This window comes from Rhodococcus sp. PSi06, assembly GCF_054960675.1.
The window spans coordinates 45,568-70,033 of the sequence record NZ_JBHNYO010000012.1 but is presented as its reverse complement, the minus strand read 5'-3'; the positions used below and the strand labels follow the sequence as shown (position 1 = coordinate 70,033).

15 protein-coding genes and 1 pseudogene are annotated in these 24,466 nt (G+C 64.5%); 11 read left to right on the top strand and 5 right to left on the bottom strand.

Translation table 11 applies throughout. The features are described 5' to 3' along the window. Positions 1–21: 21 nt before the first annotated feature. The 5 genes from ACFI9K_RS16595 (at position 22) to ACFI9K_RS16575 (ending at position 7,053) form a co-directional block, all read left to right on the top strand. Positions 22–1,281 (top strand): MCE family protein, encoded by a 1,260-nt coding sequence (locus ACFI9K_RS16595; protein ID WP_462664519.1) that lies wholly within the window; start codon positions 22–24, stop codon positions 1,279–1,281. Next, the gene (locus ACFI9K_RS16590) at positions 1,278–2,525 is read left to right on the top strand and encodes an MCE family protein (RefSeq protein ID WP_462664518.1); all 1,248 of its coding nucleotides are present in this window, start codon (positions 1,278–1,280) and stop codon (positions 2,523–2,525) included. Before ACFI9K_RS16595 ends, ACFI9K_RS16590 begins: the two co-directional genes overlap by 4 nt. Positions 2,526–2,609: 84 nt before the next feature. Then, on the top strand, positions 2,610–3,302 hold the full coding sequence (locus ACFI9K_RS16585; RefSeq protein ID WP_462664517.1) for a hypothetical protein: 693 nt from the start codon (positions 2,610–2,612) through the stop codon (positions 3,300–3,302). A gap of 58 nt (positions 3,303–3,360) precedes the next feature. Continuing rightward, on the top strand, positions 3,361–4,248 hold the full coding sequence (locus ACFI9K_RS16580; RefSeq protein ID WP_462664516.1) for a hypothetical protein: 888 nt from the start codon (positions 3,361–3,363) through the stop codon (positions 4,246–4,248). A gap of 228 nt (positions 4,249–4,476) precedes the next feature. After that, positions 4,477–7,053 carry an aminotransferase class III-fold pyridoxal phosphate-dependent enzyme gene (locus ACFI9K_RS16575; RefSeq protein ID WP_462664515.1) on the top strand — a complete coding sequence of 859 codons (2,577 nt, stop codon included), beginning with the start codon at positions 4,477–4,479 and terminating at the stop codon, positions 7,051–7,053. Between the two features lie 28 nt (positions 7,054–7,081). Here ACFI9K_RS16575 and ACFI9K_RS16570 read toward each other — a convergent pair. Beyond that, positions 7,082–9,350: pseudogene (locus tag ACFI9K_RS16570) on the bottom strand (MMPL family transporter). Positions 9,351–10,030: 680 nt separating this feature from the next. Here ACFI9K_RS16570 and rpoB point away from each other — a divergent pair. From rpoB to ACFI9K_RS16550, 4 genes are all read left to right on the top strand, one after another. Next, on the top strand, positions 10,031–13,537 hold the full coding sequence (gene rpoB, locus ACFI9K_RS16565) for a DNA-directed RNA polymerase subunit beta (RefSeq protein ID WP_462664629.1): 3,507 nt from the start codon (positions 10,031–10,033) through the stop codon (positions 13,535–13,537). A 96-nt stretch (positions 13,538–13,633) separates the two neighbouring features. Continuing rightward, the gene (locus ACFI9K_RS16560; protein WP_462664514.1) at positions 13,634–17,590 is read left to right on the top strand and encodes a DNA-directed RNA polymerase subunit beta'; all 3,957 of its coding nucleotides are present in this window, start codon (positions 13,634–13,636) and stop codon (positions 17,588–17,590) included. A gap of 104 nt (positions 17,591–17,694) precedes the next feature. Next, positions 17,695–18,099, top strand: coding sequence for a VOC family protein (locus ACFI9K_RS16555; RefSeq protein ID WP_462664513.1), 405 nt, complete (start codon positions 17,695–17,697; stop codon positions 18,097–18,099). A gap of 147 nt (positions 18,100–18,246) precedes the next feature. After that, positions 18,247–18,741, top strand: a complete 495-nt coding sequence (locus tag ACFI9K_RS16550) for a MarR family winged helix-turn-helix transcriptional regulator (protein WP_462664512.1) — start codon at positions 18,247–18,249, stop codon at positions 18,739–18,741. A gap of 31 nt (positions 18,742–18,772) precedes the next feature. Here ACFI9K_RS16550 and ACFI9K_RS16545 read toward each other — a convergent pair whose 3' ends face one another. Beyond that, positions 18,773–19,195: a VOC family protein gene (locus ACFI9K_RS16545; RefSeq protein WP_462664511.1), complete on the bottom strand. Its 423-nt coding sequence runs from the start codon at positions 19,193–19,195 to the stop codon at positions 18,773–18,775. A gap of 159 nt (positions 19,196–19,354) precedes the next feature. Between ACFI9K_RS16545 and ACFI9K_RS16540 the strand changes: the two genes are divergently transcribed. Next, complete coding sequence (locus ACFI9K_RS16540) at positions 19,355–20,929, top strand: alkaline phosphatase D family protein (RefSeq protein WP_462664510.1); 1,575 nt, start codon at positions 19,355–19,357, stop codon at positions 20,927–20,929. A gap of 6 nt (positions 20,930–20,935) precedes the next feature. Here ACFI9K_RS16540 and ACFI9K_RS16535 read toward each other — a convergent pair whose 3' ends face one another. Together ACFI9K_RS16535 and ACFI9K_RS16530 are read right to left on the bottom strand one after the other, a co-directional pair. Continuing rightward, positions 20,936–21,286, bottom strand: coding sequence for a hypothetical protein (locus ACFI9K_RS16535; protein ID WP_462664509.1), 351 nt, complete (start codon positions 21,284–21,286; stop codon positions 20,936–20,938). Between the two features lie 62 nt (positions 21,287–21,348). Further along, positions 21,349–22,989, bottom strand: coding sequence for a GMC oxidoreductase (locus ACFI9K_RS16530; RefSeq protein ID WP_462664508.1), 1,641 nt, complete (start codon positions 22,987–22,989; stop codon positions 21,349–21,351). Between the two features lie 135 nt (positions 22,990–23,124). On the opposite strand from ACFI9K_RS16530, the gene ACFI9K_RS16525 reads away from it, so the two are divergent. Further along, on the top strand, positions 23,125–24,072 hold the full coding sequence (locus ACFI9K_RS16525; RefSeq protein ID WP_462664507.1) for an endonuclease/exonuclease/phosphatase family protein: 948 nt from the start codon (positions 23,125–23,127) through the stop codon (positions 24,070–24,072). Here the strand turns inward: ACFI9K_RS16525 and ACFI9K_RS16520 are convergent. Further along, a complete protein-coding gene (locus ACFI9K_RS16520) occupies positions 24,069–24,443 on the bottom strand; it encodes a VOC family protein (protein WP_462664506.1) in 375 nt (124 codons plus the stop codon). The genes ACFI9K_RS16525 and ACFI9K_RS16520 overlap by 4 nt on opposite strands. Positions 24,444–24,466: the final 23 nt, after the last annotated feature.

The following is a 24,466-nucleotide window of genomic DNA, read 5'->3' as shown; positions in this document are numbered from 1 at the left end:
GTGAATCGGAATCGAGCTCGCGTGAAGCGTTCGTTGTCCCTCGGAGCCGGGCTGTGCGTGGTGGCGATTTCCGTCGGTGCATGTTCGTCGGCGGGCATCTACGCCATCCCGCTGCCGGGTGGTGCCGATGTCGGGGACAACCCGTTCAATCTGACGGTGCAGTTCGACGATGTTCTCGACCTCGTCCCGCAGTCGACCGTCAAGGTCGACGGTGTGGCGGTCGGTCGTGTCGACTCGATCACCGTTCCCAACGAGGGTTGGACGGCCGATGTCAACATCATCTTGAATTCCGACGTGGACCTTCCGGCCAACGCGACGGCGTCGGTGCAGCAGACCAACCTGCTGGGCGAGAAGTTCGTGCAGCTCTCCGCACCTCCGGGTGACGAGGAAGCGGCACGATTGCAGGACGGCGCGACCATCCCGCTCGATCGGACCCGCCACGCGACCGACATCGAACAGGTTCTCGGTGCACTGTCTCTGCTGCTCAACGGCGGCGGCGTCGGGCAGCTCTCGCCGATCGTCAAGGAACTGAGCACGGCGTTCGACGGCCGTGAAGGCAAGACCAAAGAGCTTCTGCAGCAAGCGAACACGCTGATCGACGGCCTGAACCAGCAGCGTGACGACATCACCCGCGCCATCGACGGTCTCGACACGCTCAGTGGGCGCGTCAACTCTCAGACCGACAAGATCGACGGAGTGCTCAAGGATCTGCCGATCGCCACCGAGGTGCTCGAGCAGCAGCGTCCGCAGCTCACCGAGATGCTCGGTGCACTCGATCGTCTCGGCTCCGTGGGCACCGACGTGATCAATCGATCCAAGGACGATCTGATTGCCGACCTTCGGGCACTGCGTCCCACGCTGCAGGCGCTCGCAGATTCGGCGGACGATGTGGTGAGCTCGCTGTCGGTGATTCCTACGCTGCCGTTCGCCGACGGCACCGAGAAGATCATCGAGGGCAACTCCGCGAACCTGTTCCTGTCGCTGGATCTGTCGATCGGAACTGCGCTTCGCAACTTCGGTGTGGGCGAGGGAGATCCGGTCTACGTCCAGCCGAAGTACGGCAAGACGCTCCCCGTCGTAGACCCGTCCAACCCGTACTACAACGGAAACGGCCCGCGTCCGGGCTGGCCGACGATTTCGTTGCTGCCTCTGCCGCCGATCATTCCGTCACCGATCCCCGGCCCGGGTGCACCGAGCGGTCAAGCCGAGGCAGAGCCCGCACCGTTGACACCGTTGGCACCGTTGAATGATCTGCTCGAACAGTTCGGAGTTGGCCAGTGAGATCGAAGCTCGTTCGGTACCAGTTGGTGGTGTTCGTCGTGATCGCCGTGCTCGGGCTGATCTACGTGGGCGGAAAATACGTACGTCTGGACAACATGCTCGGGTTCGGTCAGTACAAGGTGGCCCTGAACCTCGCCGATTCCGGTGGAATCTTCTCCAACGCCGAGGTCACGTACCGAGGAGTGCCGGTGGGCACCGTCGGCGGCCTGCAGTTGACGCAGGACGGGGTCCAGGTGGAGCTGAAGCTGGACAACGGCGGACCGGACATCCCGGCGGACACGAAGGCCGTCGTGGCGAACCGATCTGCAATCGGCGAGCAGTACGTCGATCTGCAGCCGCAGACCGACCAGGGACCGTTCCTGGTCGACGGCTCCGAGATCGCCGCGGCGAACACCGCGACTCCCGTTCCGGTGCAGGACGTGCTCGCCAACACCAACACGTTGGTCCGATCGGTGCCGCTGGAGAACTTGACGAAGGTGGTCAACGAACTCGGTGTCGCGTTCGACGGCAAGGGTAACGACCTGCAGTCGCTCGTCGACTCGCTCGGCAACATCTCCGAAGCGGGCAACGAGGCGCTGCCTCAGACGTTGGCATTGGTGCGTGACGCCGTTCCGGTGTTGGACACACAGTCCGAGCAGTCGGACCTGATTCGCGAATTCAGTACGAGCCTGGATCAGGTGACGGCTCAGCTTAAGTCCAGCGATCCCGATATCCGTCGACTTATCGATACCGGTACCGCCGCGGGCGATCAGCTCGGTGGTCTGATCACCGAAGCCGGTCCGGCCTTGACGACCGACATCAACAATCTCTCTTTGGTCGCAGCACAGGCCGAGCCGCGGTATCTCGCTCTGCGGCCGTTCCTGACGTTCCTCCCCGCCTTGGGAGCCGGCATCTCCACCATCGTCCCGGACGACGGCACGATCCATCAGGGTCTGTTGCTCGAGGTGAACAACCCGCCGCCGTGCACGGTGGGCTACGAGGGCAGCCAGGCGATCCTCGACGAGGAGAAGCGCAAGAACCCGAATTTCGATCCGACCCGGGAGAACTACCCGCTGAACCTCGATGCGAACTGTGCGACCCCGCAGGGCAGCGTGACGGGTGTTCGTAGCGCGAACCGAATCGTCTTCGCAGATCCGGACGTGCCGCAGCCGTGGGACCTCAACCCCAAGGTCGATCCTGAGAAGCTCAACCTCAACCCCATCGCCACCCAGTTGGCACCGCTCATCGGCGTCACGCCGAAGTAGCGGAATCGGTAGAACTGCTGCTCAGCACTGTCGTCGGGCCGAGAGCGGTTCGGCCGGATATTACCGAGTAGTAGGGTGAAAATCGTGAACTCGAGCACCGAAGCCCTGGAGTCCTCAGCGACTCCAGGGCAGAACAAGACAGCGAAAATTCTGCTGGCCGTCGTGACGGTGATCGCCGTGGCTGCACTCGCAGCAGCAGTGTTCTTCGGTTACGGCTGGGGCACGGCACTGTTCAGCCAGAAGCCCACTGCGGACACTCGCGACGCTGCGCTCACCGGTGCCCAGCAGGCTGCCGTCAACCTGAACACGGTCGACGCGGCCAACATCGATCAGTCGTTCGACAACATGAAGTCGTCCATCACCGGTGACCTGATGCTCAACGACCTCGAGCAGACGCGGTCGGGCATCACCGATCAGGTGCGCCAGTCCGGAGGCAAGAGTGACGCCGAAGTTCTGCACGCCGCGGTGACAGAGCTCAGTACCGACGAGAACACCGCCACCGCTCTCGTCGTGATCAAGACGACCACGACGTGGCCGGACCGCACCGAGCAGAGCAAGCTCACCATGCGACTGGCCATGGAAGAGGTGGACGGGGTGTGGAAGACCAACAAGGTCGATCCCATCGGCGTGCGGATCTCGCTGGACAACCCCAACGCCAATCCCGTCATCCCGACCGATCCGGGTGCCACCACCGACCCGAATGCGGCCGATCCGAATGCGGCGACCCCCAGTACGGAAGCGACGCCGGCACCACAGCCGGATTCCGGTGGCAACTGACGTTGCCCGGCAGTGTCGTGTCCGTCTGTAGAGCAGTGAGTTTCGAAGGAGTTCTGTAGTGCCTCCCCAGCGTCGCAAGATCGTTCCACCCACCACCACCAGCAAGGTGCGCCGCAAGGTGGCCGGTGCCGGCAAGCCCACAGCGTCCGACGCCGGTGCGAGCACCGCCGAGAGCACGGAAGCGACCGACACCAGCGCGATCACAACGCCGGCACCGAGCGTCCCTGCAGCAGACAAGCCTGCAGCAGACAAGCCGGTGAGCGAGAAGCCGGTGGCCGACAAGACAGCAGCCGCATCGAAGCCTTCTCTCGCGAAAGCCGGCACCGACAAGACCGGCACCGACAAAGCCGATACCGACAAGGCCGGCACCGAAAAAATTGCCACCGGCACGACCGCGACCCCGGCTGTGGACTCGACAGCCGGCCCAGCGGTCACTACGGGTGGAGCTGCGAGGCCCGGGATCGGTTACAAGCATGTGGCTGTGGTCGCGGTCATTGCCGTGGTGCTCGGGGCTTTCGCCGCGGTGGCGGCGTTCAAGCCGTTCGCCACGATCGACAATGCTGCCTGGGTGGATTCTGCAGCTACTCAGGAAGTCACGTCGGCTGCCACCGACGCGCTTCAGATTCTGTACACGTACAAGGCCGATACGATCGATGCCGATTTCGATGCTGCCCGTGGTGTGCTCAACCAGTCGATGCTCGACGAGTTCAATTCCACCGCGGACACCACCAAATCCGCCGTGGTGCAGACGAAGACGGGAACCGAGGCCATGGTGACCGATATCGGTGTTGCACGTCTCGAGGACGACAAGGCCGAACTGATCGCCAACCTGAACATCAGCGCTACGCAGGACGGTGTGGCGTCGGGTAGTGCCGAGGGTCCGCTGACGGTCAACATGGAAAAGGTCGACGGCACCTGGAAGTTGTCGGCCATCGACGATCAGTAGCACCGCTACTCGGTTTCACCGCTCCTCTCTCCGATTCAGCCCCGTTCGACGCAGAAGCCCTGCTCGGACGGGGCTTTCTCGTGCGGTTTTCGCTCATCTGTCGCATGCTCGCGACGCAGTTACCATCGCGATTGCGTCCTGGCTTGGGACGAGCCCTGGTTGTTCGGGACAACCATTTCGATGCTCGACAGCCAGGGGTGGATCCGATGAAAACGGAGCATGCTGGTCATGACTGATACAACTATCGACTTGTCCGTACTGGAATCGAGGTCCGGTCGTTCGGGCTTCGCTGAGAACGTCAATCCGGAGCTGTACCGATTGTTGTCCGCCCTGAATCTCGATCGCGAGTACGTGCGCGGTGACGGGACCGTCTTGTTCGACGCCGCGGGCCGCCGCTATCTGGATTTCGCAGGGGCCTACGGCGCTCTGCCGTTCGGGCACGGCCCCACGCCGATCTGGCAGGCCATCAACGATGTTCGGTGCAGCGGAGAGGCCATCTTCGTGCAACCGTCGGTGCTGACGGCGGCAGGCGAACTGGCAGATCGGTTGGGGCGCATCGCACCCGAGGGTCTGACGCGAACGACGTTCGTCAACAGTGGGACCGAGGCCACCGAAGCTGCGATCAAGGTCGCGCGAGCGCACACCGGTCGACTGGGAGTGTTGACCACTGCCAACAGCTTCCACGGCAAGACGCTCGGTGCGCTGTCTGCGACTGGAAACATCAAGTATCAGAACGGATTCGGAGCGCCGGTGGCGGGATTCGATCATGTCGCCTTCGGTGATGCAGATGCACTCGACGCGGCCCTGACGGCTGCGCCGGATCGGTATGCGATGTTCCTCGTCGAGCCGATTCAGGGTGAGGGCGGTGTGGTGTGTCCTCCGGACGGCTACCTGCGACGAGTGCGGGAGGTCTGCGATCGGCACGGGGTGCTCCTCGCGTTCGACGAGGTACAGACCGGCCTCGGCCGAACCGGGCGGATGTTCGCGGCAGAACACGAGGGGGTGGTTCCGGACATTCTGACCGTCGCCAAGGCGCTCGGGGGCGGCATCGTGCCGGTGGGCGCGGTGCTGTGCGCTCCCCGGCTGGTGGACGAGAGTTTCGCACTGCGTCACACGTCGACGTTCGCGGGCAACGCGCTGGCGGCTCGAGTGGGGATCGCAGTGATCGACGAGTTGACCAGGGACGACTGCGCAGTGGTGACCAATGCAGCGGTTCTCGGTCGGCAGTTGGCGAAAGATCTGGACGCGTTGGCGAAGAAGTATCCGTCGGTCGTCACCGATGTTCGCGGCCGCGGGTTGCTGCTCGGACTCGAGGTGACGGCCGACGTGAACTTCGTGGGGCGTCAGTCGTTGCTGGGCTCGATTGCCGAGCAGCACAACCTGACTGCGGTGATCTGCTCCTATCTGCTCAATGTCGAGGGGATTCGGGTTGCTCCGACGCTGTTCGGCACCAGGGTGATTCGGATCGAGCCGCCGCTGACGGTGTCGGCGGCGCAGTGCGCGCGTCTGGTGGCTGCAATGGATCGGGCACTGGGCTATGCGGCAATGGGGGACATGGACGGATTGTTCGGCCACCTACTGGGCCGCCCGACCGTCGCAACCCCACCTGCGCTCGCCGCACTACGTCCGGGCCGCATCCCCGATATTGCCGTGCGCCGCAAGGATCGTCGCTTCGCGTTCATCGCGCACCCTTTGGATCTGGGATTCTTCGCCGCCTTCGATCCGGCGCTCGAGGTGTTCGATCACGCCGAACGGCAGGAGCTGCTTCGCCGTTTCGCCGGCTCGACGTCCGAGCTCGACCCCGCTTCGTTCGTCATCGGCAGTGGCCGGGTTGTCGGGGGAGCGGGCGCTACGGCGCACGGTGATCTGATCGGGCTGCCCTACACCTCGGAGCAATTGCTGTATCTGCCGACCGAGCAGGCACTGCGGGTGGTGGGTGGTGCCGTCGAACTTGCGATCTCGCGTGGCGCTACGGTCGTCGGGTTGGGCGGGTATTCCTCGGTGATCACCGGTAACGGGTTGGGTCTGGGTGCAACGTCTCGGCCGATCACCACCGGCAACACGTTCACCGCCGCGGCGAGTCTGCGGGCCGTCCGACGCGTGTGCCGCGAACGCGGGATCGATGTGGCGCATGCCCGGGTGACCATTCTCGGTGCCGGCGGGGCGATCGGGCGGACGATCGGTGCACAGCTGGCCGGCGAGGTCGGCAGTATCGCTCTGGTCGGTCGCCGCGGTGAGAGCACTACCATCGCGCCGAAGTTGTGGGCGGCGGCGCAGGAGATGGTGGCGAGCGCGACGATGGCATCGGGCTCTGGAGATCTGGCCGCTGCCGCGCTCGAGGTGGCGGGCGACCTGGATGATCTGGTCAGGTCGAGGCACATCGAGTTCTTCACCGATCCCGTTGCAGGGGTGCAGGATTCGTTGATCGTGATTGCAGCCACGTCGGCACCGCACGCGCTGATCGATCCGACTGATCTGATGGAGGGTGCGATCGTGTGCGACGTGGCGCAGCCCCCGAACATCGGGCGCGATGTGCGTGGTGAGCGGCCGGACGTGACAGTGTTCGACGGCGGCATCGTCGAGGTGCCGGCGGGTTCGGATTTCGGGTTGACCTACGGGTTGGCTCCCGGCCTGACGTATGCATGCATGGCCGAGACGATGCTGCTCGCGTTGTCGGGTGAAACGAACCTCCGCAGTATCGGAACCACTCTGGACGGCGACAGTGTGGAACGGCTCGGTGTGTTGGCCGACCGTCACGGTTTCGGGCTCGCCGAGGCCACCCGCTGGCGCGAGGGAAGCCGGTAGTCGGTAGTCAGTAATCGGTAGTCGGTAATCAGCGGTCGGCTGGGGCCGGAGTTTCCGGAAGTTCGGGAACTCCGGCCCCGTCCTTCTGGGTGGACGCCGATCGTGTCGGGACGGTTCTCGATCGTTCGGGGACGGGGTGACCCCACCAGTTCGCGTTGCCCATCAACGCGACGAGGGCGGGCACGAGCATCATTCGCACGATGGTGGCGTCGATGACGAGACCGACGATGATTCCGATGCCCACCAGTCGCATCATCGACAGTTCGGACAGCGAGAAGAATGCGGTGACGCTGATGAGCAGGAGTGCCGCGGCCGTCACGATCCGTCCGGTGCGCGCGGCTCCGATGCGTACTGCTTCCCTCGTGGTGGCTCCGTCGTCGTAGGCCTCGACGATGCGGGAGAGCAGGAATATCTCGTAGTCGGTGGAGAGCCCGAACACCACTGCCATGATGAGGATGCTCATGGTGGATTGCAGGGGGCCGGCGGTGACGCCGATCAGCTCGCTGCCGTGGCCGCCGTGGAAGATCCAGGTCAGTACTCCGAACGTGGCTGCCAGGGAGACCGTCGCCATGGCAATTGCCTTGAGGCTGAGCACGATCGAACGGAATGCCAGTGTCGTCATCGTGAACGTGGCGAGCACCATGATCGCCAACATCCACGGAATGATGGAGTAGATGGAGTAGATGGCGTCGATGCCGTCCTCGCTCTGCGCGGTACTGCCGCCCACTCTCAGTGTGGTCCCGGCGGGAGCGGGGATCGATCGAACGGCGTCGAGTGTCGCGAGTGCGGCAGGGGTCCGGTCGGCGGAGGTCATGATGGCATCGACGACGGTCAGATCGTCGATGCTGCCGCGGGGAAACGCCAGCGCGATTCCGTCCGTGCGATCGATGGCGTCAGTAACTTCGGCGACCGCGGCAGGGCTCGGCGGGGCATTGGTGACCGATTGGACGACGACCGTGACGCCGCTGCTCGCGAGCGTGAAATCGGTGAGCAGTGTCTGGGTGGCGGTCCGGGCCGGTGAGTCCGGGGGCAGGCCGGTGTGGTCGAGGTCGCCCAATGCGACGCCGGAGATGGGCGCGCTGAGCACGGCCAGCACGCCGATGATGGCAGCAGCGACGAGCACGGGTCTGTGCATGACGCGGTCTGCCACCGTGCCCCAGAACCTCTGCGCTCGGGCCTCGCCACGGTCGATCGCACCAGCGCGCCAGCTGAGCGAGTCGATGCGAGGGCCGAGGAGGACGAGTGCGGCCGGGAGCGCGGTCAGCGATACGATCGCGGCGATGGCCGCTGCGGCCATGCCGCCGAAGCCGAGCGATCGGATCATTGCCTGCGGGAAGATCAGCATGCCGATGAACCCGCATATCAACAACAGAGCCGAGAATGCCACGGTTCGCCCTGCGGTGGACATCGTGCGCCGTACCGCATCCGCGGTTCCGTGGCCGGCCCGCAGCTCCTCGCGAAACCGGGTGATCACGAACAGGCTGTAGTCGACGGCCATTCCGAGCCCCACCAGCGACGCAATATTGGTCGCGAACACCGACACCTCGGAGACGCTGTTCAAGGCTCGCAGTACGGCCAGGGAGGCCAGCACGGTCAGACCGCCGATCACCAGAGGCGTCACCGCGGCCACGAGTCCGCCGAACACGACCAGGAGCAGGACCAGCAGGATGGGAAAGGTGATGGTTTCGGCGCGCACCAGATCTGCTCGCGCTTGCTCGTTGTACGCGTCGACGACGGCCGAGAACCCACCGAACTGCACGGTCACACCGTCGATCGTCAATTCGTCGCGGAGGTCCTGATACGACTTGACGCGTCGATCCTCGTCGCCGTTCAGAGTCAGCACCGCGAGCGCGGAGTTCCCGTCCGACGATCGCAACCCCGGGGCGACGGCGTCGGGCACCGTCCAATAGGTGACCGGATCACGGGTCAACACTCCCGCGTCGATTCCGGCCAGGTTCGCGGCCACCGCGTCCTCGATCCCGTCCGACCGTCCGACCGTCCGTCGGGGTGTAGATCACCGCGATGTCCGCAATGTCTCGACCGAAGCGGGATTCGACGAGGGCATCGACCCTCGCCGACTCGCTACCGGGGTCGCTGTAGCCACCGAGACTGAGTTCGTCTACGACGCCCAGGCCCCAGGTTCCGGCGATCAGAACGATCCCGACCACGACGGCCAGAACCCAGCGCGCTCGGGCAACGACGACGTCGACGACGGACGAATCCCTGCTCACGCAGGACTGCCGAGGGCGATGTGCCAAGGGCACAGACCGCCCGCCACACCATCTCGGCACCTGCATTCGGCGTCGACCGTTACCACCGTGACCATGTTGTCCCCCCGCGAGACGTGCTGTGAGTGCTCCGTGCATCCGACCGTGGTGAATCCGACCGTGGTGAATCCGATTGTGGCCGGACGTGGTGAATGTGCTTGTGGCGCAAAGGAAGATCTGTCGCACGGCGAGCCCGATGACAGGACGACGCCGCCCCTGGTTGCGACAGGGAAAATACAATCAGAAGCGGCCGTCGATTGCCATGGCGGCGGCAGATTCCCTCGGACCTCTTGACGAAGGAAGACGCAGGGGTCACTCTTGTCGTGAAGGAGCACCCCCGTGGTGACCGATCGCTACCGGTCGTTCTCCACTGTCTTTTCTTGTCGCTGCCGTTCGTCGGGCCGCGGTGAGGTTGGCCGACACGCTGCTGCCGACTCGGCGCGCGAACCGGCCTCGGGTGCTACTTTTGATGCCCCCGTTGCGCTGTGCGCACATTTGGGGTACCTTTGGACGTTGCGCTGGCTGCCTCCTGTCCACTTCTCGATTGCTGTAGCTCGAAAACTCGTTTTCGGGCCTCTGTAATGGGGATTCGGTCTGGTTGCGACCAGCCGAAATTCGCCCCACATATAGCAAACAGATACAGCGGCGGTCGCCATGTCGTGTCAGCTGACAGTTCCTGTCAGTGGACGGAACGGCGCGACCCGCGTGAGGTGCTGGAAGGACGCATCTTGGCAGTCTCTAGCCAGACCAAGGCAGTTGTCGGAACACCGGGAGCCCCGAGGAGGGTTTCGTTCGCGAATATTCGCGAGCCGTTGGAGGTACCCGGTCTCCTCGATGTACAGACGGACTCGTTCGAATGGCTGGTAGGTGCGCAGAGTTGGCGTGACCGTGCCGCCGCCCGCGGAGACAGTGGTGTCTCCGGCGGACTCGAGGACATCCTGACCGAGCTCTCTCCGATCGAGGATTTCTCGGGCTCGATGTCTCTTTCCTTCTCCGACCCACGATTCGACGAGGTCAAGGCCTCGACCGATGAGTGCAAGGACAAGGACATGACGTACGCGGCTCCGCTGTTCGTCACCGCCGAGTTCATCAACAACAACACCGGCGAGATCAAGAGCCAGACGGTCTTCATGGGTGATTTCCCGATGATGACCGACAAGGGCACCTTCATCATCAACGGCACCGAGCGTGTCGTCGTCTCGCAGCTGGTGCGTTCGCCCGGTGTCTACTTCGATCATTCGATCGACAAGACCACCGAGAAGGACCTGCACAGCGTCAAGGTCATCCCCGGTCGCGGTGCATGGCTCGAGTTCGACGTCGACAAGCGCGACACCGTCGGTGTCCGCATCGACCGCAAGCGTCGCCAGCCCGTCACGGTGCTGCTGAAGGCTCTCGGCTGGTCCACCGAGCAGATCACGGAGCGCTTCGGCTTCTCCGAGATCCTCATGGCCACGCTGGAGAAGGACAACACCGCCGGTACCGACGAGGCACTCCTCGACATCTACCGCAAGCTGCGTCCGGGCGAGCCGCCGACCAAGGAGTCGGCGCAGACCCTGCTGGAGAACCTGTTCTTCAAGGACAAGCGCTACGACCTCGCTCGCGTGGGTCGCTACAAGATCAACAAGAAGCTCGGCCTGAACTCGGGTCAGCCGATCGTGGCGTCGACCCTCACCGAGGAAGACATCGTCGCGACCATCGAGTACCTGGTGCGTCTGCACGCAGGTGAGACCTCGATGACCGCACCCGACGGCGTCGAGGTTCCCGTCGAGGTCGACGACATCGACCACTTCGGCAACCGTCGTCTGCGTACCGTCGGCGAGCTCATCCAGAACCAGATCCGCGTGGGCCTGTCCCGCATGGAGCGCGTCGTGCGCGAACGTATGACGACTCAGGACGTCGAGGCGATCACGCCGCAGACCCTGATCAACATCCGTCCCGTCGTCGCTGCGATCAAGGAGTTCTTCGGAACTTCCCAGCTTTCGCAGTTCATGGACCAGAACAACCCGCTGTCGGGTCTGACGCACAAGCGTCGCCTGTCGGCACTGGGACCCGGCGGTCTCTCTCGTGAGCGCGCCGGCCTCGAGGTCCGCGACGTGCACCCCTCGCACTACGGCCGCATGTGCCCCATCGAGACCCCGGAAGGCCCGAACATCGGCCTGATCGGATCGCTCTCGGTGTACGCACGCGTCAACCCGTTCGGGTTCATCGAGACCCCGTACCGCAAGGTCGTCGACGGCAAGGTCACCGACGACGTCGATTACCTGACCGCCGACGAGGAAGATCGCCACACGCTCGCGCAGGCGAACTCACCGGTCGACGATTCGGGTCACTTCATCGAGGAGAAGATTCTCGTCCGTCGTAAGGGTGGAGAGGTCGAGTTCGTCTCGTCCGACGACATCGACTACATGGACGTCTCGCCTCGTCAGATGGTGTCCGTCGCCACCGCGATGATTCCGTTCCTCGAGCACGACGATGCAAACCGTGCCCTGATGGGCGCGAACATGCAGCGTCAGGCGGTCCCGCTGGTCCGCAGCGAGGCTCCGATCGTCGGTACCGGCATGGAGCTGCGTGCAGCTGTCGATGCAGGCGACGTCGTCATCACCGAGAAGACCGGTGTCGTCGAAGAGGTCTCCGCGGACTACGTCACGGTCATGGCCGACGACGGATCGCGCAAGACCTACCGGATGCGCAAGTTCGCGCGTTCCAACCAGGGCACCTGCGCCAACCAGCGTCCGATCGTGGACGAAGGTCAGCGCGTGGAGTCCGGCCAGGTCCTCGCCGACGGCCCCTGCACCGAGAACGGTGAGATGGCGCTCGGCAAGAACCTGCTGCTGGCGATCATGCCGTGGGAGGGCCACAACTACGAGGACGCGATCATCCTGTCGCAGCGCCTCGTGGAAGAGGACGTTCTCACCTCGATCCACATCGAGGAGCACGAGATCGATGCTCGCGACACCAAGCTCGGTGCCGAAGAGATCACTCGCGACATCCCGAACGTCTCCGACGAGGTCCTCGCGGATCTCGACGAGCGCGGCATCATCCGTATCGGTGCCGAGGTTCGTGACGGCGACGTGCTGGTCGGAAAGGTCACGCCGAAGGGCGAGACCGAGCTGACCCCCGAGGAGCGCCTGCTGCGCGCCATCTTCGGTGAGAAGGCTCGCGAAGTTCGCGACACCTCGCTCAAGGTTCCGCACGGCGAGAACGGAAAGGTCATCGGCATCCGCGTCTTCTCGCGCGACGACGACGACGATCTGCCTCCCGGCGTCAACGAGCTGGTCCGCGTCTACGTGGCTCAGAAGCGCAAGATCCAGGACGGCGACAAACTCGCCGGCCGTCACGGCAACAAGGGCGTCATCGGCAAGATCCTCCCGCAGGAGGACATGCCGTTCCTGCCCGACGGCACCCCGATCGACATCATCCTCAACACCCACGGTGTTCCGCGTCGTATGAACATCGGTCAGGTCCTCGAAACCCACCTGGGTTGGATCGGCAAGACCGGTTGGAACGTGCAGATCGCCGCGGACGGCAGCAAGCCCGATTGGGCCGAACGCCTGCCCGAGGAGATGCTGGCGGCTCCGGCCGACAGCAACATCGCCACCCCGGTGTTCGACGGTGCCAAGGAGAATCAGCTCGCCGGCCTGCTGGAGAGCACGATTCCCAACCGCGACGGCGAGCAGATGGTCGGTTCCGACGGAAAGGCCACGTTGTTCGACGGCCGCTCCGGCGAGCCGTTCCCGTACCCGGTGTCGGTGGGCTACATGTACATCATCAAGCTGCACCACTTGGTCGACGACAAGATCCACGCTCGTTCGACCGGGCCGTACTCGATGATCACGCAGCAGCCCCTCGGTGGTAAGGCCCAGTTCGGTGGACAGCGCTTCGGTGAGATGGAGTGCTGGGCCATGCAGGCCTACGGTGCGGCGTACACGCTGCAGGAGCTTCTCACCATCAAGTCGGACGACGTTGTCGGCCGCGTGAAGGTGTACGAGGCGATCGTCAAGGGCGAGAACATTCCCGAGCCCGGTATCCCCGAGTCCTTCAAGGTGCTCCTCAAGGAGCTCCAGTCGCTGTGCCTCAACGTGGAGGTGCTGTCCTCGGACGGCGCAGCCATCACGATGGCCGACGGTGACGACGAGGACCTCGAGCGTGCCGCAGCCAACCTGGGAATCAACCTCTCCCGCAACGAAGCTGCAACGGTCGACGACCTAGCTCAGTAGTTCAGTGGTCTGCCGGATCTGCGCACAGCGGATCCGGCAGGCGTTCTTCTCATTTGCTCTTCCAGCACAACACCCATAACGGGGAAAGGAAGTTACGTGCTCGACGTCAACTTCTTCGATGAACTCCGCATTGGCCTTGCCACTGCAGACGACATCCGTCAGTGGTCCTACGGCGAGGTCAAGAAGCCGGAGACCATCAACTACCGCACGCTCAAGCCCGAGAAGGACGGCCTCTTCTGCGAGAAGATCTTCGGCCCCACTCGGGACTGGGAGTGCTACTGCGGCAAGTACAAGCGCGTCCGCTTCAAGGGCATCATCTGTGAGCGTTGCGGCGTCGAGGTCACTCGCGCCAAGGTGCGTCGTGAGCGCATGGGCCACATCGAACTGGCTGCTCCGGTCACGCACATCTGGTACTTCAAGGGTGTGCCGTCGCGGCTGGGCTACCTGCTCGACCTGGCTCCGAAGGATCTCGAGAAGATCATCTACTTCGCTGCCTACGTCATCACCACGGTCGACGACGAGCTCCGTCACAACGAGCTCTCGACGCTCGAGGCCGAGATGGAGGTCGAGAAGAAGGCCGTCGCAGATCAGCGCGACGCCGATCTCGAGGCTCGTGCGCAGAAGCTCGAAGCCGATATCGCCGAGCTCGAAGCCGAGGGTGCCAAGTCCGACGTGCGTCGCAAGGTCAAGGACGGCGGCGAGCGCGAGATGCGTCAGCTCCGTGACCGCGCGCAGCGTGAGCTCGATCGTCTCGAAGAGATCTGGACCACGTTCACCAAGCTTGCTCCCAAGCAGCTCATCGTGGACGAGCTCATCTACCGCGAGCTCATCGACCGGTACGGCGAGTACTTCACCGGTGCCATGGGTGCCGAGTCCATCCAGAAGCTCATGCAGACCTTCGACATCGACGCCGAGGCGGAGTCTCTTCGCGAGACCATCCGCAGTGGCAAGGGTCAGAAGAAGCTGCGTGCGCTCAAGCGTCTGAAGGTCGTCGCTGCGTTCCAGGCGGGCCGTAACTCGCCGATGGGCATGGTTCTCGACGCCGTCCCGGTCATCCCGCCGGAGCTTCGTCCGATGGTGCAGCTCGACGGTGGACGTTTCGCGACGTCCGACCTCAACGACCTGTACCGCCGCGTCATCAACCGCAACAACCGCCTCAAGCGTCTGATCGATCTCGGTGCTCCCGAGATCATCGTCAACAACGAGAAGCGGATGCTGCAGGAGTCGGTCGACGCCCTGTTCGACAACGGCCGTCGTGGACGTCCGGTCACCGGACCGGGTAACCGTCCGCTGAAGTCGCTCTCCGACTTGCTCAAGGGCAAGCAGGGTCGATTCCGTCAGAACCTCCTCGGCAAGCGCGTCGACTACTCGGGCCGTTCGGTCATCGTCGTCGGCCCGCAGCTCAAGCTGCACCAGTGTGGTCTGCCCAAGCTGATGGCACTCGAGCTGTTCAAGCCGTTCGTGATGAAGCGTCTGGTGGATCTGAACCACGCGCAGAACATCAAGTCGGCCAAGCGCATGGTCGAGCGTCAGCGTCCGCAGGTGTGGGACGTTCTCGAAGAGGTCATCGCCGAGCACCCCGTGCTGCTGAACCGTGCACCCACCCTGCACCGGTTGGGCATCCAGGCGTTCGAGCCGCAGCTCGTCGAGGGCAAGGCAATCCAGCTGCACCCGCTCGTGTGTGAGGCGTTCAACGCCGACTTCGACGGTGACCAGATGGCTGTCCACCTCCCGCTGTCCGCCGAGGCTCAGGCCGAGGCACGCGTGCTGATGCTGTCCTCGAACAACATCCTCTCGCCGGCATCGGGCCGTCCGCTCGCCATGCCGCGTCTGGACATGGTGACGGGTCTGTACCACCTCACGCGTCTGGACGCCGGTGCTGTCGGCGAGCGCGTCGACGCGTCGACCGATCAGGCCGAGTTCGGGGCGTACTCCTCCCCGGCCGAGGCTCAGATGGCCGTCGATCGTGGATCGCTGACCGTGCAGTCGCAGATTCGGGTTCGTCTCACCACGCAGCGCCCGCCGCGTGAGATCGAGAACGAGCTGTTCCCCGAGGGCTGGAACCGCGGCGATGCATGGACCGCGGAGACCACTCTGGGACGCGTGCTCTTCAACGAGCTGCTTCCGGCGGACTACCCGTTCGTCAACGAGCAGATGCCGAAGAAGCGTCAGTCGACCATCATCAACGATCTCGCCGAGCGTTACCCGATGATCGTCGTCGCTCAGACCGTCGACAAGCTCAAGGACGCAGGCTTCTACTGGGCCACGCGTTCGGGTGTCACCATCTCGATCTCCGACGTCCTCGTGCCGCCGGAGAAGCCGCAGATCATGGAGACCTTCGAGGCTCAGGCCGATCAGATCGAGAAGAAATACCAGCGTGGCGCACTCGACAAGGTCGAGCGCAACTCCGCACTGGTCAAGATCTGGCAGGACGCGACCGAGCAGGTCGGTAAGGCCATGGAGGCTCACTTCCCCGACGACAACCCGATCCCGATGATCGTGAAGTCCGGCGCAGCCGGAAACATGACTCAGGTTCGCTCGCTCGCCGGTATGAAGGGCTTGGTGACGAACCCGAAGGGTGAGTTCATCCCGCGTCCGATCAAGTCTTCCTTCAAGGAAGGCCTGACGGTCCTCGAGTACTTCATCAACACGCACGGCGCTCGTAAGGGTCTGGCCGATACGGCGCTTCGTACCGCCGACTCGGGCTACCTGACGCGTCGTCTGGTCGACGTCTCGCAGGACGTCATCGTTCGGGAAACCGACTGTGGCACCGAGCGCGGCATCGTCACGACGATCGCCGAGAAGACCGCCGACGGCAAGATGATCCGCGACGCTCACGTCGAGACCAGCACGTACGCCCGCACGTTGGCGAACGACGCTGTCGACGAGAACGGCACGGTCATCGTCGCTCGCGGACACGATCTCGGTGACCCGGCCATCGACGCGCTGCTCGCTGCGGGCATCACGTCGGTCAAGGTTCGCTCGGTGCTCACCTGCACCACCGGAACCGGCGTCTGCGCCACCTGCTACGGCCGCTCGATGGCCACCGGCAAGCTGGTCGACATCGGTGAGGCCGTCGGTATCGTTGCCGCACAGTCCATCGGTGAGCCCGGTACCCAGCTGACCATGCGTACCTTCCACCAGGGTGGTGTCGCCGGAGATGACATCACCGGTGGTCTGCCTCGCGTGCAGGAGCTGTTCGAGGCACGTGTGCCGAAGGGCAAGGCTCCGATCGCGGACGTGTCGGGACGCATCCAGCTCGAGGACGGCGATCGTTTCTACAAGATCACCATCGTCCCGGACGACGGCGGCGAAGAGGTTGTCTACGACAAGCTCTCCAAGCGTCAGCGTCTGCGCGTCTTCAAGCACGACGACGGCACCGAGCGCCTGTTGGCGGACGGTGACCACGTCGAGGTCGGCCAGCAGCTCATGGAAGGTGCTGCCGATCCGCACGAGGTGCTGCGCGTAATGGGTCCTCGTCAGGTTCAGATCCACTTGGTCAACGAGGTCCAGGAGGTGTACCGGTCGCAGGGTGTGTCGATTCACGACAAGCACATCGAGACGATCGTGCGCCAGATGCTCCGTCGCGTGACGATCATCGACAGCGGCTCCACCGAGTTCCTGCCCGGTTCACTGACCGAGCGCAGCGAGTTCGAGTCGAGCAACCGTCGCGTCGTCTCCGAGGGTGGAGAGCCCGCAGCCGGACGTCCGGTCCTGATGGGTATCACCAAGGCATCGCTGGCCACCGACTCGTGGCTGTCGGCAGCGTCCTTCCAGGAGACCACTCGTGTGCTCACCGACGCGGCGATCAACTGCCGCTCGGACAAGCTCATAGGTCTCAAGGAGAACGTCATCATCGGTAAGCTCATCCCGGCTGGTACCGGCATCAATCGGTACCGGAACATCACGGTGCAGCCAACCGAAGAGGCACGTGCCGCGGCCTACGCGGTGCCGTCGTACGACGATCAGTACTACAGCCCGGACGGCTTCGGCCAGGGAACCGGTGCTGCAGTGCCGCTCGACGACTACGGTTTCTCCAACGAATACCGCTAGAGCGTGACAAGGAAAAGCCCCGCATCGACTTCGGTCGGTGCGGGGCTTTTTCTATTCTCGAACAGGTGCGGTGAGTTTTCCACGTCACTCGGGTCGGTAACGGTATGACTGATCAGACACCCAGCAACCAAACACCCAGCACAATCGTGAACATCGGCGTGGCCATGTTCACCGTCGCAGATCAGGACGCTGCGCTCGATTTCTATTCACGCGTGCTCGGCTTCGAGATTCGCGGCGATCTACGGTTCGGACCCGAAGGCGAGTACCGGTGGTTGGAGGTGGCTCCGCCGGGATCGACGGCGCGGCTCGCCCTGAACCCACCGATGGGCGGTACACCAGGCGGCGGATCCATTGGCGTCGAGACCGCCGATGTCGCGGCTGAGCATGCGCGGCTGAGCGCCCTCGGCGGTGTCGATCTCGACGATTTCATGGAAGAAGTCGACGGCGTGCCGCCGATGTTCTCCTTGCGTGATCCCGACGGCAATTCGGTGTGGGTCGTCAAGGCCTGACGGGCTGACCCACTACTTCTGATCGATGAAGGTGTACAGCTCGGCGATGAGGCCGTCCCTGATGACGGCGAAATCCTGACCGGTGACCACGGCGGGGGCGTCGGGCGGTGACAGTGTCCGGATCAAGCATCGCAGAAAGTACGTGACATGTCACCTAAAGACCCAGAAGGTGGTCCGTGGCTGACGCCATCCCAGGAGTCGGCCTGGCGCGCCTACATGGGGCTGTCGCTGCAGATGACGTTCGAGATGAACCGGCAGCTCACCGAGGATCATGGTCTGTCGCTGGCCGACTACTCGGTGCTCGTTGCGCTGGCGGACAGTCCCGACGGACGACGTCGGGTCACCGAACTGGCCGCAGAGATCGGCTGGGAGCGCAGCAGGGCCTCCCATCATCTCGCGCGGATGTGCGCGCGGGGGCTCACCGATCGCACGGTCTCGACCACCGACAGGCGTGCCACGGATGCGGTCCTGACCGCTGCCGGCAGAGCTGCTCTGGACGAGGCAGCGGCCGGTCACGTCGAACTCGTTCGACGGCTGTTCTTCGACGGTCTACCCGCCGACGAGGTCTCCGCTCTCGCACCGCTTCTCACTCGGCTGCGTGACCACGTGCGGGCCAACGGGACTCTGCCACGGCCGCAGTGACTCATCTTTCCCTCGAGCCGCAGTAACTCGTTCAGCCGTGGTGACATACGGCCTCGAGGTCGATGCCGTTGAGGTCCCGCACGAACGATCCGTCGTAGGTCGCGTGATATTCCGGCTGTAGTCCTGGAGGCCTGACCTCGATCGCTCCTGCCGACAGCGCCGCGGCATGGAATGCATCTACCGTCGCGCGGTCCGCGGCGCTGAACGCGAGATGGGTGTGCGGGCCGATGGTCGATCCCGGTGCGTCGACTATCCAGAAGAAGGGCTTCACCTGCGCCCAACCGAATGCGATCATGGCGAGCTGGTTCGCCTCCGGGGTGTGCGGCACCCGCATGATCTCGGTGATCCCGAGAGGTGCCAACGCGGCACCGTAGAACTCGGCGCTGGCGGCGAGATCGGCGACGCCGATGTTGAGATGGTCGATCTGGGATCCGGTGCGGTCGATGTTGGTCATGCGGATCAGTGTGGCCGACATTGCGGACGACATCGGTCCTAATCCGATGGATCCGTGGTGTTCACTTCGACGTCGAATCGATGACGGTCGCAGTTTGCCCGCGCGCGAGAGTCTCGACCAATGGTGAGACGGGGTAATGAGATTCGGATCGGGCAGGACATGTCCTTGCGGGTGGGGGCCACGCGTCGACAGTTTCTGACGTGGAGTGCGTTGGTGGGGGCGCTGGCGTTCACCCCGCAACTTGCAGGGGCCACCGCACATGCGCAGTCCGTCGTGACTCCCGACTACCCCTTTCGTCTCGGCGTCGCCTCGGGTGATCCATTGCCGGATTCGGTGGTGTTGTGGACGCGGCTCGCCGTCGATCCGTTTGCCCCGCTGGGCGGTATGACTCCCGGCGTCGTGCCGGTGCGGTGGCAGATCGCCGCCGACGAGAACTTTGCACAGTTGAGCCGCGAAGGCATCGAGCTGGCAACGGAAATCGACGGGTGGTCCATCCACGTCGACGTGCGAGGGCTTGAGCCGGGCCGCGAGTACTTCTACCGCTTCCTGGTGGGCCCACACGCCAGCTCGGTCGGACGCACCAAAACTGCACCGGCACTGGGTAAGCCGCTGAGCACGCTCGATTTCGCCTGGGCATCGTGCCAGAAATGGGAGGACGGGTTCTTCGGCGCGTACGGGGACCTGGCGGCCTCGAATCTGGACGTGGTGTTCTTTCTGGGCGACTACATATACGAGTACGCGATCAAGGACGAGGGTGCACGCAAGGGTGAGCCGCGTACCGAGTCGGCGGCCCGAGAAACCATGGCACTCAGCGACTATCGCGACCGATACGCACTGTACAAGGCAGATCCGAACCTGGCGGCGGCACATGCGTCGGCCCCGTTCGTCTCGACGTTCGACGACCACGAGGTGGACAACAACTGGGCCTCACAGATCAGTCAGGACGACGACGATCCACGAGAGTTCCTGCTACGCAGAGCCGATGCCTTCAAGGCATGGTGGGAGAACACTCCGGTCCGCGCGAATCTGAAGCCAGTGGGCCCCGACATGAAGGTCTATCGTCGGTTCTCGTTCGGCGATCTGGTGGACTTCTCCGTGCTCGATACGCGGCAGTATCGCAGCGACCAGGCGCACGGGGACGGCGAGCACGCGCAGGACGCCGAGACTGCCGATCCCGCACGCACCATCACCGGTGCGCCGCAGGAACAATGGATCCTCGACGGGTTCGCATCACCGTCGAGGTGGAACTTCCTGGCGCACCAGACGGTCATCTCCGACCTCGCCCAGGGCCAGGGCAACGACCGCAAGGTCGGCATGGATCCGTGGAGCGGATACGAGGCCTCCCGACATCGGATTCTCGACGGGGCCAGGGACCGGGGCGCGAAGAACGTCGCGTCCATCGTCGGCGATATTCACCGCACGATCGTCTCGGAGTTGCGCCGCGATTACCAAGATCAGGTGTCTCCGGTCCAGGGCGTCGAGATCGCGACGACGTCCATCGCGTCGGGCAAGGACGGTGCCGACATCGACAAGACCGGTGCAGCGATCGCCGACGGTTCGCCGCATGTGAAGTACGGCAACGCTCGTCGCGGTTATCTTCGTAGCAGGCTGACCGATACCGAATGGCGTTCGGAGGTACGGGTTCTCGATCGCGTGTCCACCCAGGGAGCGTCGGTGCGCACCGCAGCGACGGTCACCGTTCCCGAAGGCCGCCCCGAGGTACAGCTGGGCTGACGACGGTCAGTGACGAAGTGCGAACATCGGCATCGCCAAGCCGAGCAGCATGACGGTGAACAGGAACCACGCGGCACCCTGCCAGATGGGCCACGTTCCACCCGCGCGGTACACCCTGTAGCCGCGAGTGAGAGCGCCGATGCCTCCGAGGAAGCACACGGCGGGAACCGCTGCGGCCAGCAGTGGGTTCGTGCGATCGACGAGGAGAAACACTGCGGTCAGTGCCGCAGCCAACGCCACCACGACGGCGCAATACGCTGCCGCTCGGCGGAAGGCAGCGGGGTCCTTCCAGCGCTTTTCCACTTCGCGGTCCGCGATGGTCAGGTCGTCGGGTTCCTTCGATTCGTCGATGGGCATGCTGATCGGCTACCCGTTCGCGACCGGTTCACCCATCCGTCCCGGGTCGCTGGTGGAACCGGTCAGCGCCCGTCGGAGATGATCTGCGCGACGTTGCGTTCGGCCAGTGCGGTGATGGTCAGTGACGGGTTGGCGGCACCGGTGCTGCCCGGAATCAGAGCGCCGTCGACGACGTAGAGCCCGGGGTGGCCCTTGACGCGGCCGTAGCCGTCGGTGGCGTCACCGAGTACTGCGCCGCCGAGTGGATGGGCGGTGAACGTGTCGTCGACGTCGCGGGTGAACGGCTCGGCAGCGACGATGGTGCCGCCGGCCTGGGCCATCCGGTTCTGCACTGCGCGCAACGCTTCGACGGTGTCTCGGCTGCCGCCCTTGGGCCAGTTGAGCGTCAATTTGTTTGCAGCGGAGTCGAATCCGAAGTTTCCGCGCAAGGGGTCGATGGTCATGCCCAATGAGCCCAGGAAGCCCATGTTGACGGGAACGCCCGGGGTGTACCAGTTCTCGACGGTGAGAGGCAGTCCGGAGTCGTCGACGATACGGGATGCACAGGGCGCGGCTTGAGGGCCGGCGGACACCGGTCCGAGCGACCGCGTCATCGAGGCGTCGCCGTTGGTGCCCCAACCGGTGCCGACGAATTCGTTGAGGTTACCCAGCGCCCCGGTGGTGCGGGCGCGCATCAGCAGTTCGGTGGTACCGATGGACCCGGCCCCGAGGACCAGGGTGTCGCACGTGACGGTACGAGTCTCGACGACCCTGCCGAACGGGTCGAGGCGTTCGATGTCGACGCGGTAGCGGCCGCCCGATTCGGCACCGATCGCGGCGACGCGGTGGCTGTGGCACACCGTGGCGTTACCGGTGGCCTCGGCCTGCGGGATGTAGTTCTGCGTCAGATCGTGCTTGGCACCGTTGGAGTTGCCGAATGTGCTCTCGCCGACGGTCGCGGACGGCCGTGACCGGCCGCCGATCTCGTCGCGCACGACGTTCCAGTTCCAGTTGCCGTCGACTGCTTCGGGGGTGAATCCTGCCCGTCGGGCGTGGTCGTCCCACGTGCGCGAGTGCGCGAAGTTCGGGCTGTTGTACACGTCCTCCGGCATCGCCGACGGCCGGAGCATGGAACGCGCCTTGGGGTACCAGGTGGCTGCCATCTCGTCGTAGTTCAGGCGTCCACCGAACGAGAGGTCGAAGAATTTCTTGTTCGGTGCGATGGTGACGCCGGTGTAGACCACGGAACCGCCGCCGACGGCTGCGCCGCGCCAGACCGAGAGGTTCTCGAAGCGGGTGGTGTCGAGGACGCCGCCGAACAGGTCGACCGGTCCCACCGGAAGGCCGGTGATGTTGGTGAACGAGGTCTGCTGCCACAGTCCGCGTCCGTCGGCGGTCATGTCGGCGGTGAAGATTTCGCGCCAGGGATCACGTGGCCAGCGCAGTCCGCGCTCGAGGACGGTCACTGCGGTGCCGGCCTGGGCCAGGCGCAGGGCGGCGGCGCTGGCTCCGAAACCGGAGCCGATGACGATGACGGGCGAGTGCTCCGGTGGGCGGGGCGGGTCCGCGAACAGTTCGGGGACCAGGGATCGGATGCGGTCTGCTCCGATCGGCAGTGCGCCGGCGACGGTGGACCCGGGTAGTCCGGTCGACGTCAGGACCGGTGCCGCGGCGGCTCCGAGCATTCCGGCAGCGGCCAACCGCAGCAGTTGCCTTCGGTTCACGGAAAGTTCCCCCCATTGTGGCTCACGGACAGCGTTGTCGATTGTGTCGTGTTTGCCGCGAGAAAGCGAACAGTTCGGCCGGTCTCGAGGATGCTTCCCAGCGAGGCCTCAGGTTTGCCTGTCAGACTCCCGCTCATGGTTTCGGGTTCGGTGGCTCTGTTGTTGCTCGTCGCGGCGGTGGTCGGCATCGCGGCGCACCTCCTCGACTCGCGAGGACAGGGAATGCTCGTGGCCGCCGCTTTGGCACATGTCCTCATGCTCGCCGGACTGCCCGGCACCGTGCTCGCCGGCATCGCGTTCGGATGGTGGGGCGTGGCGGCGGGGCTGGCGGTGCTGGCGGCCGCAGCGCTCACGCAGTTCCCCTTGCACGTGCGCACCCAGAAGTCTCGCCCCCGTCGGGGCTCTGACACCCCGACTCTGACAGTCCTGCACGCCAACATCTGGCTGGGGCAGGCCGATCAGGATGCACTGGTTGCCCTCGTCGAGAAACACCGTCCCGACGTACTGACTCTCGTCGAGCTGACGCCGGCGGCCGACGCGAGTCTGCGGCCCAGGCTGTCCGAGTGGTTGCCGTACGCCCACGTCAGCGCGGCCGCAGGCGGCAACGGAACCGGCATGTACAGCCGGTTTCCATTCGCCGACGAGCAACGTCACGACGGCTTCGTCACCGAACTGCTCTCGGCGCGAGTGGAGATGCCGGGCCGGCCGTTGGTGTTCGCGGTGCATCCCGTGCCGCCGTGGCCGCGCGAGCCGTCCGAGTGGGTCCGCGAACTGGGACTGCTGCGTCAATTACTGGCCAAGATTCCCGTCGACGACGGTCCTGTGGTGGTGGCGGGTGATATCAACGCGACGCAGGATCATCGGCGTTATCGAGACCTACAGGACGGCCGTTTCGTCGATGCGGCGGTGGCCGCCGGAGCCGGCATGCTCAGGACGTACCCGGCTCACACCTGGTACCCGCCGGTCATTGCCATCGATCACGTTCTGGTGGCAGACATGGCCGTTCACTCGGTCGAGGCCGTCACCGTTCCCGGCTCCGATCACCGCGGAATACTGGCTCGGCTGGCCTTCGTTCAGCGTTAGGACTGCGCGGGCAGCTGCTGCACCGACCATGTGTTGCCGTCGGGGTCGGCGAAGTACACGAACGTGCCCCAGCCCTCGTCCTTGGGCGGATCGATGGTGAGACCGGCCGCGGTGAGGTGCTCGTAGGCGTCCTGGATACTGTCGACGACCATCAGGATTCCGGCTCCCTTGCCCGACTCGGCGTCGGTGATGCCCTCGCCGATCGCGATGGAGCAGGCCGATCCCGGGGGAGTGAGCTGGACGTACCGGATGCCGTCCCAGGGGCGCGCATCGTGGTCGGCGTTGAAACCGATCGAGACGTAGAAGTCCTTGGCACGATCGACGTCGGTGACGGCCAGGGTGACGAGTTCGAGCTTCATGGTGAGGTTCATGACGCAATGATGATCGTCATTGC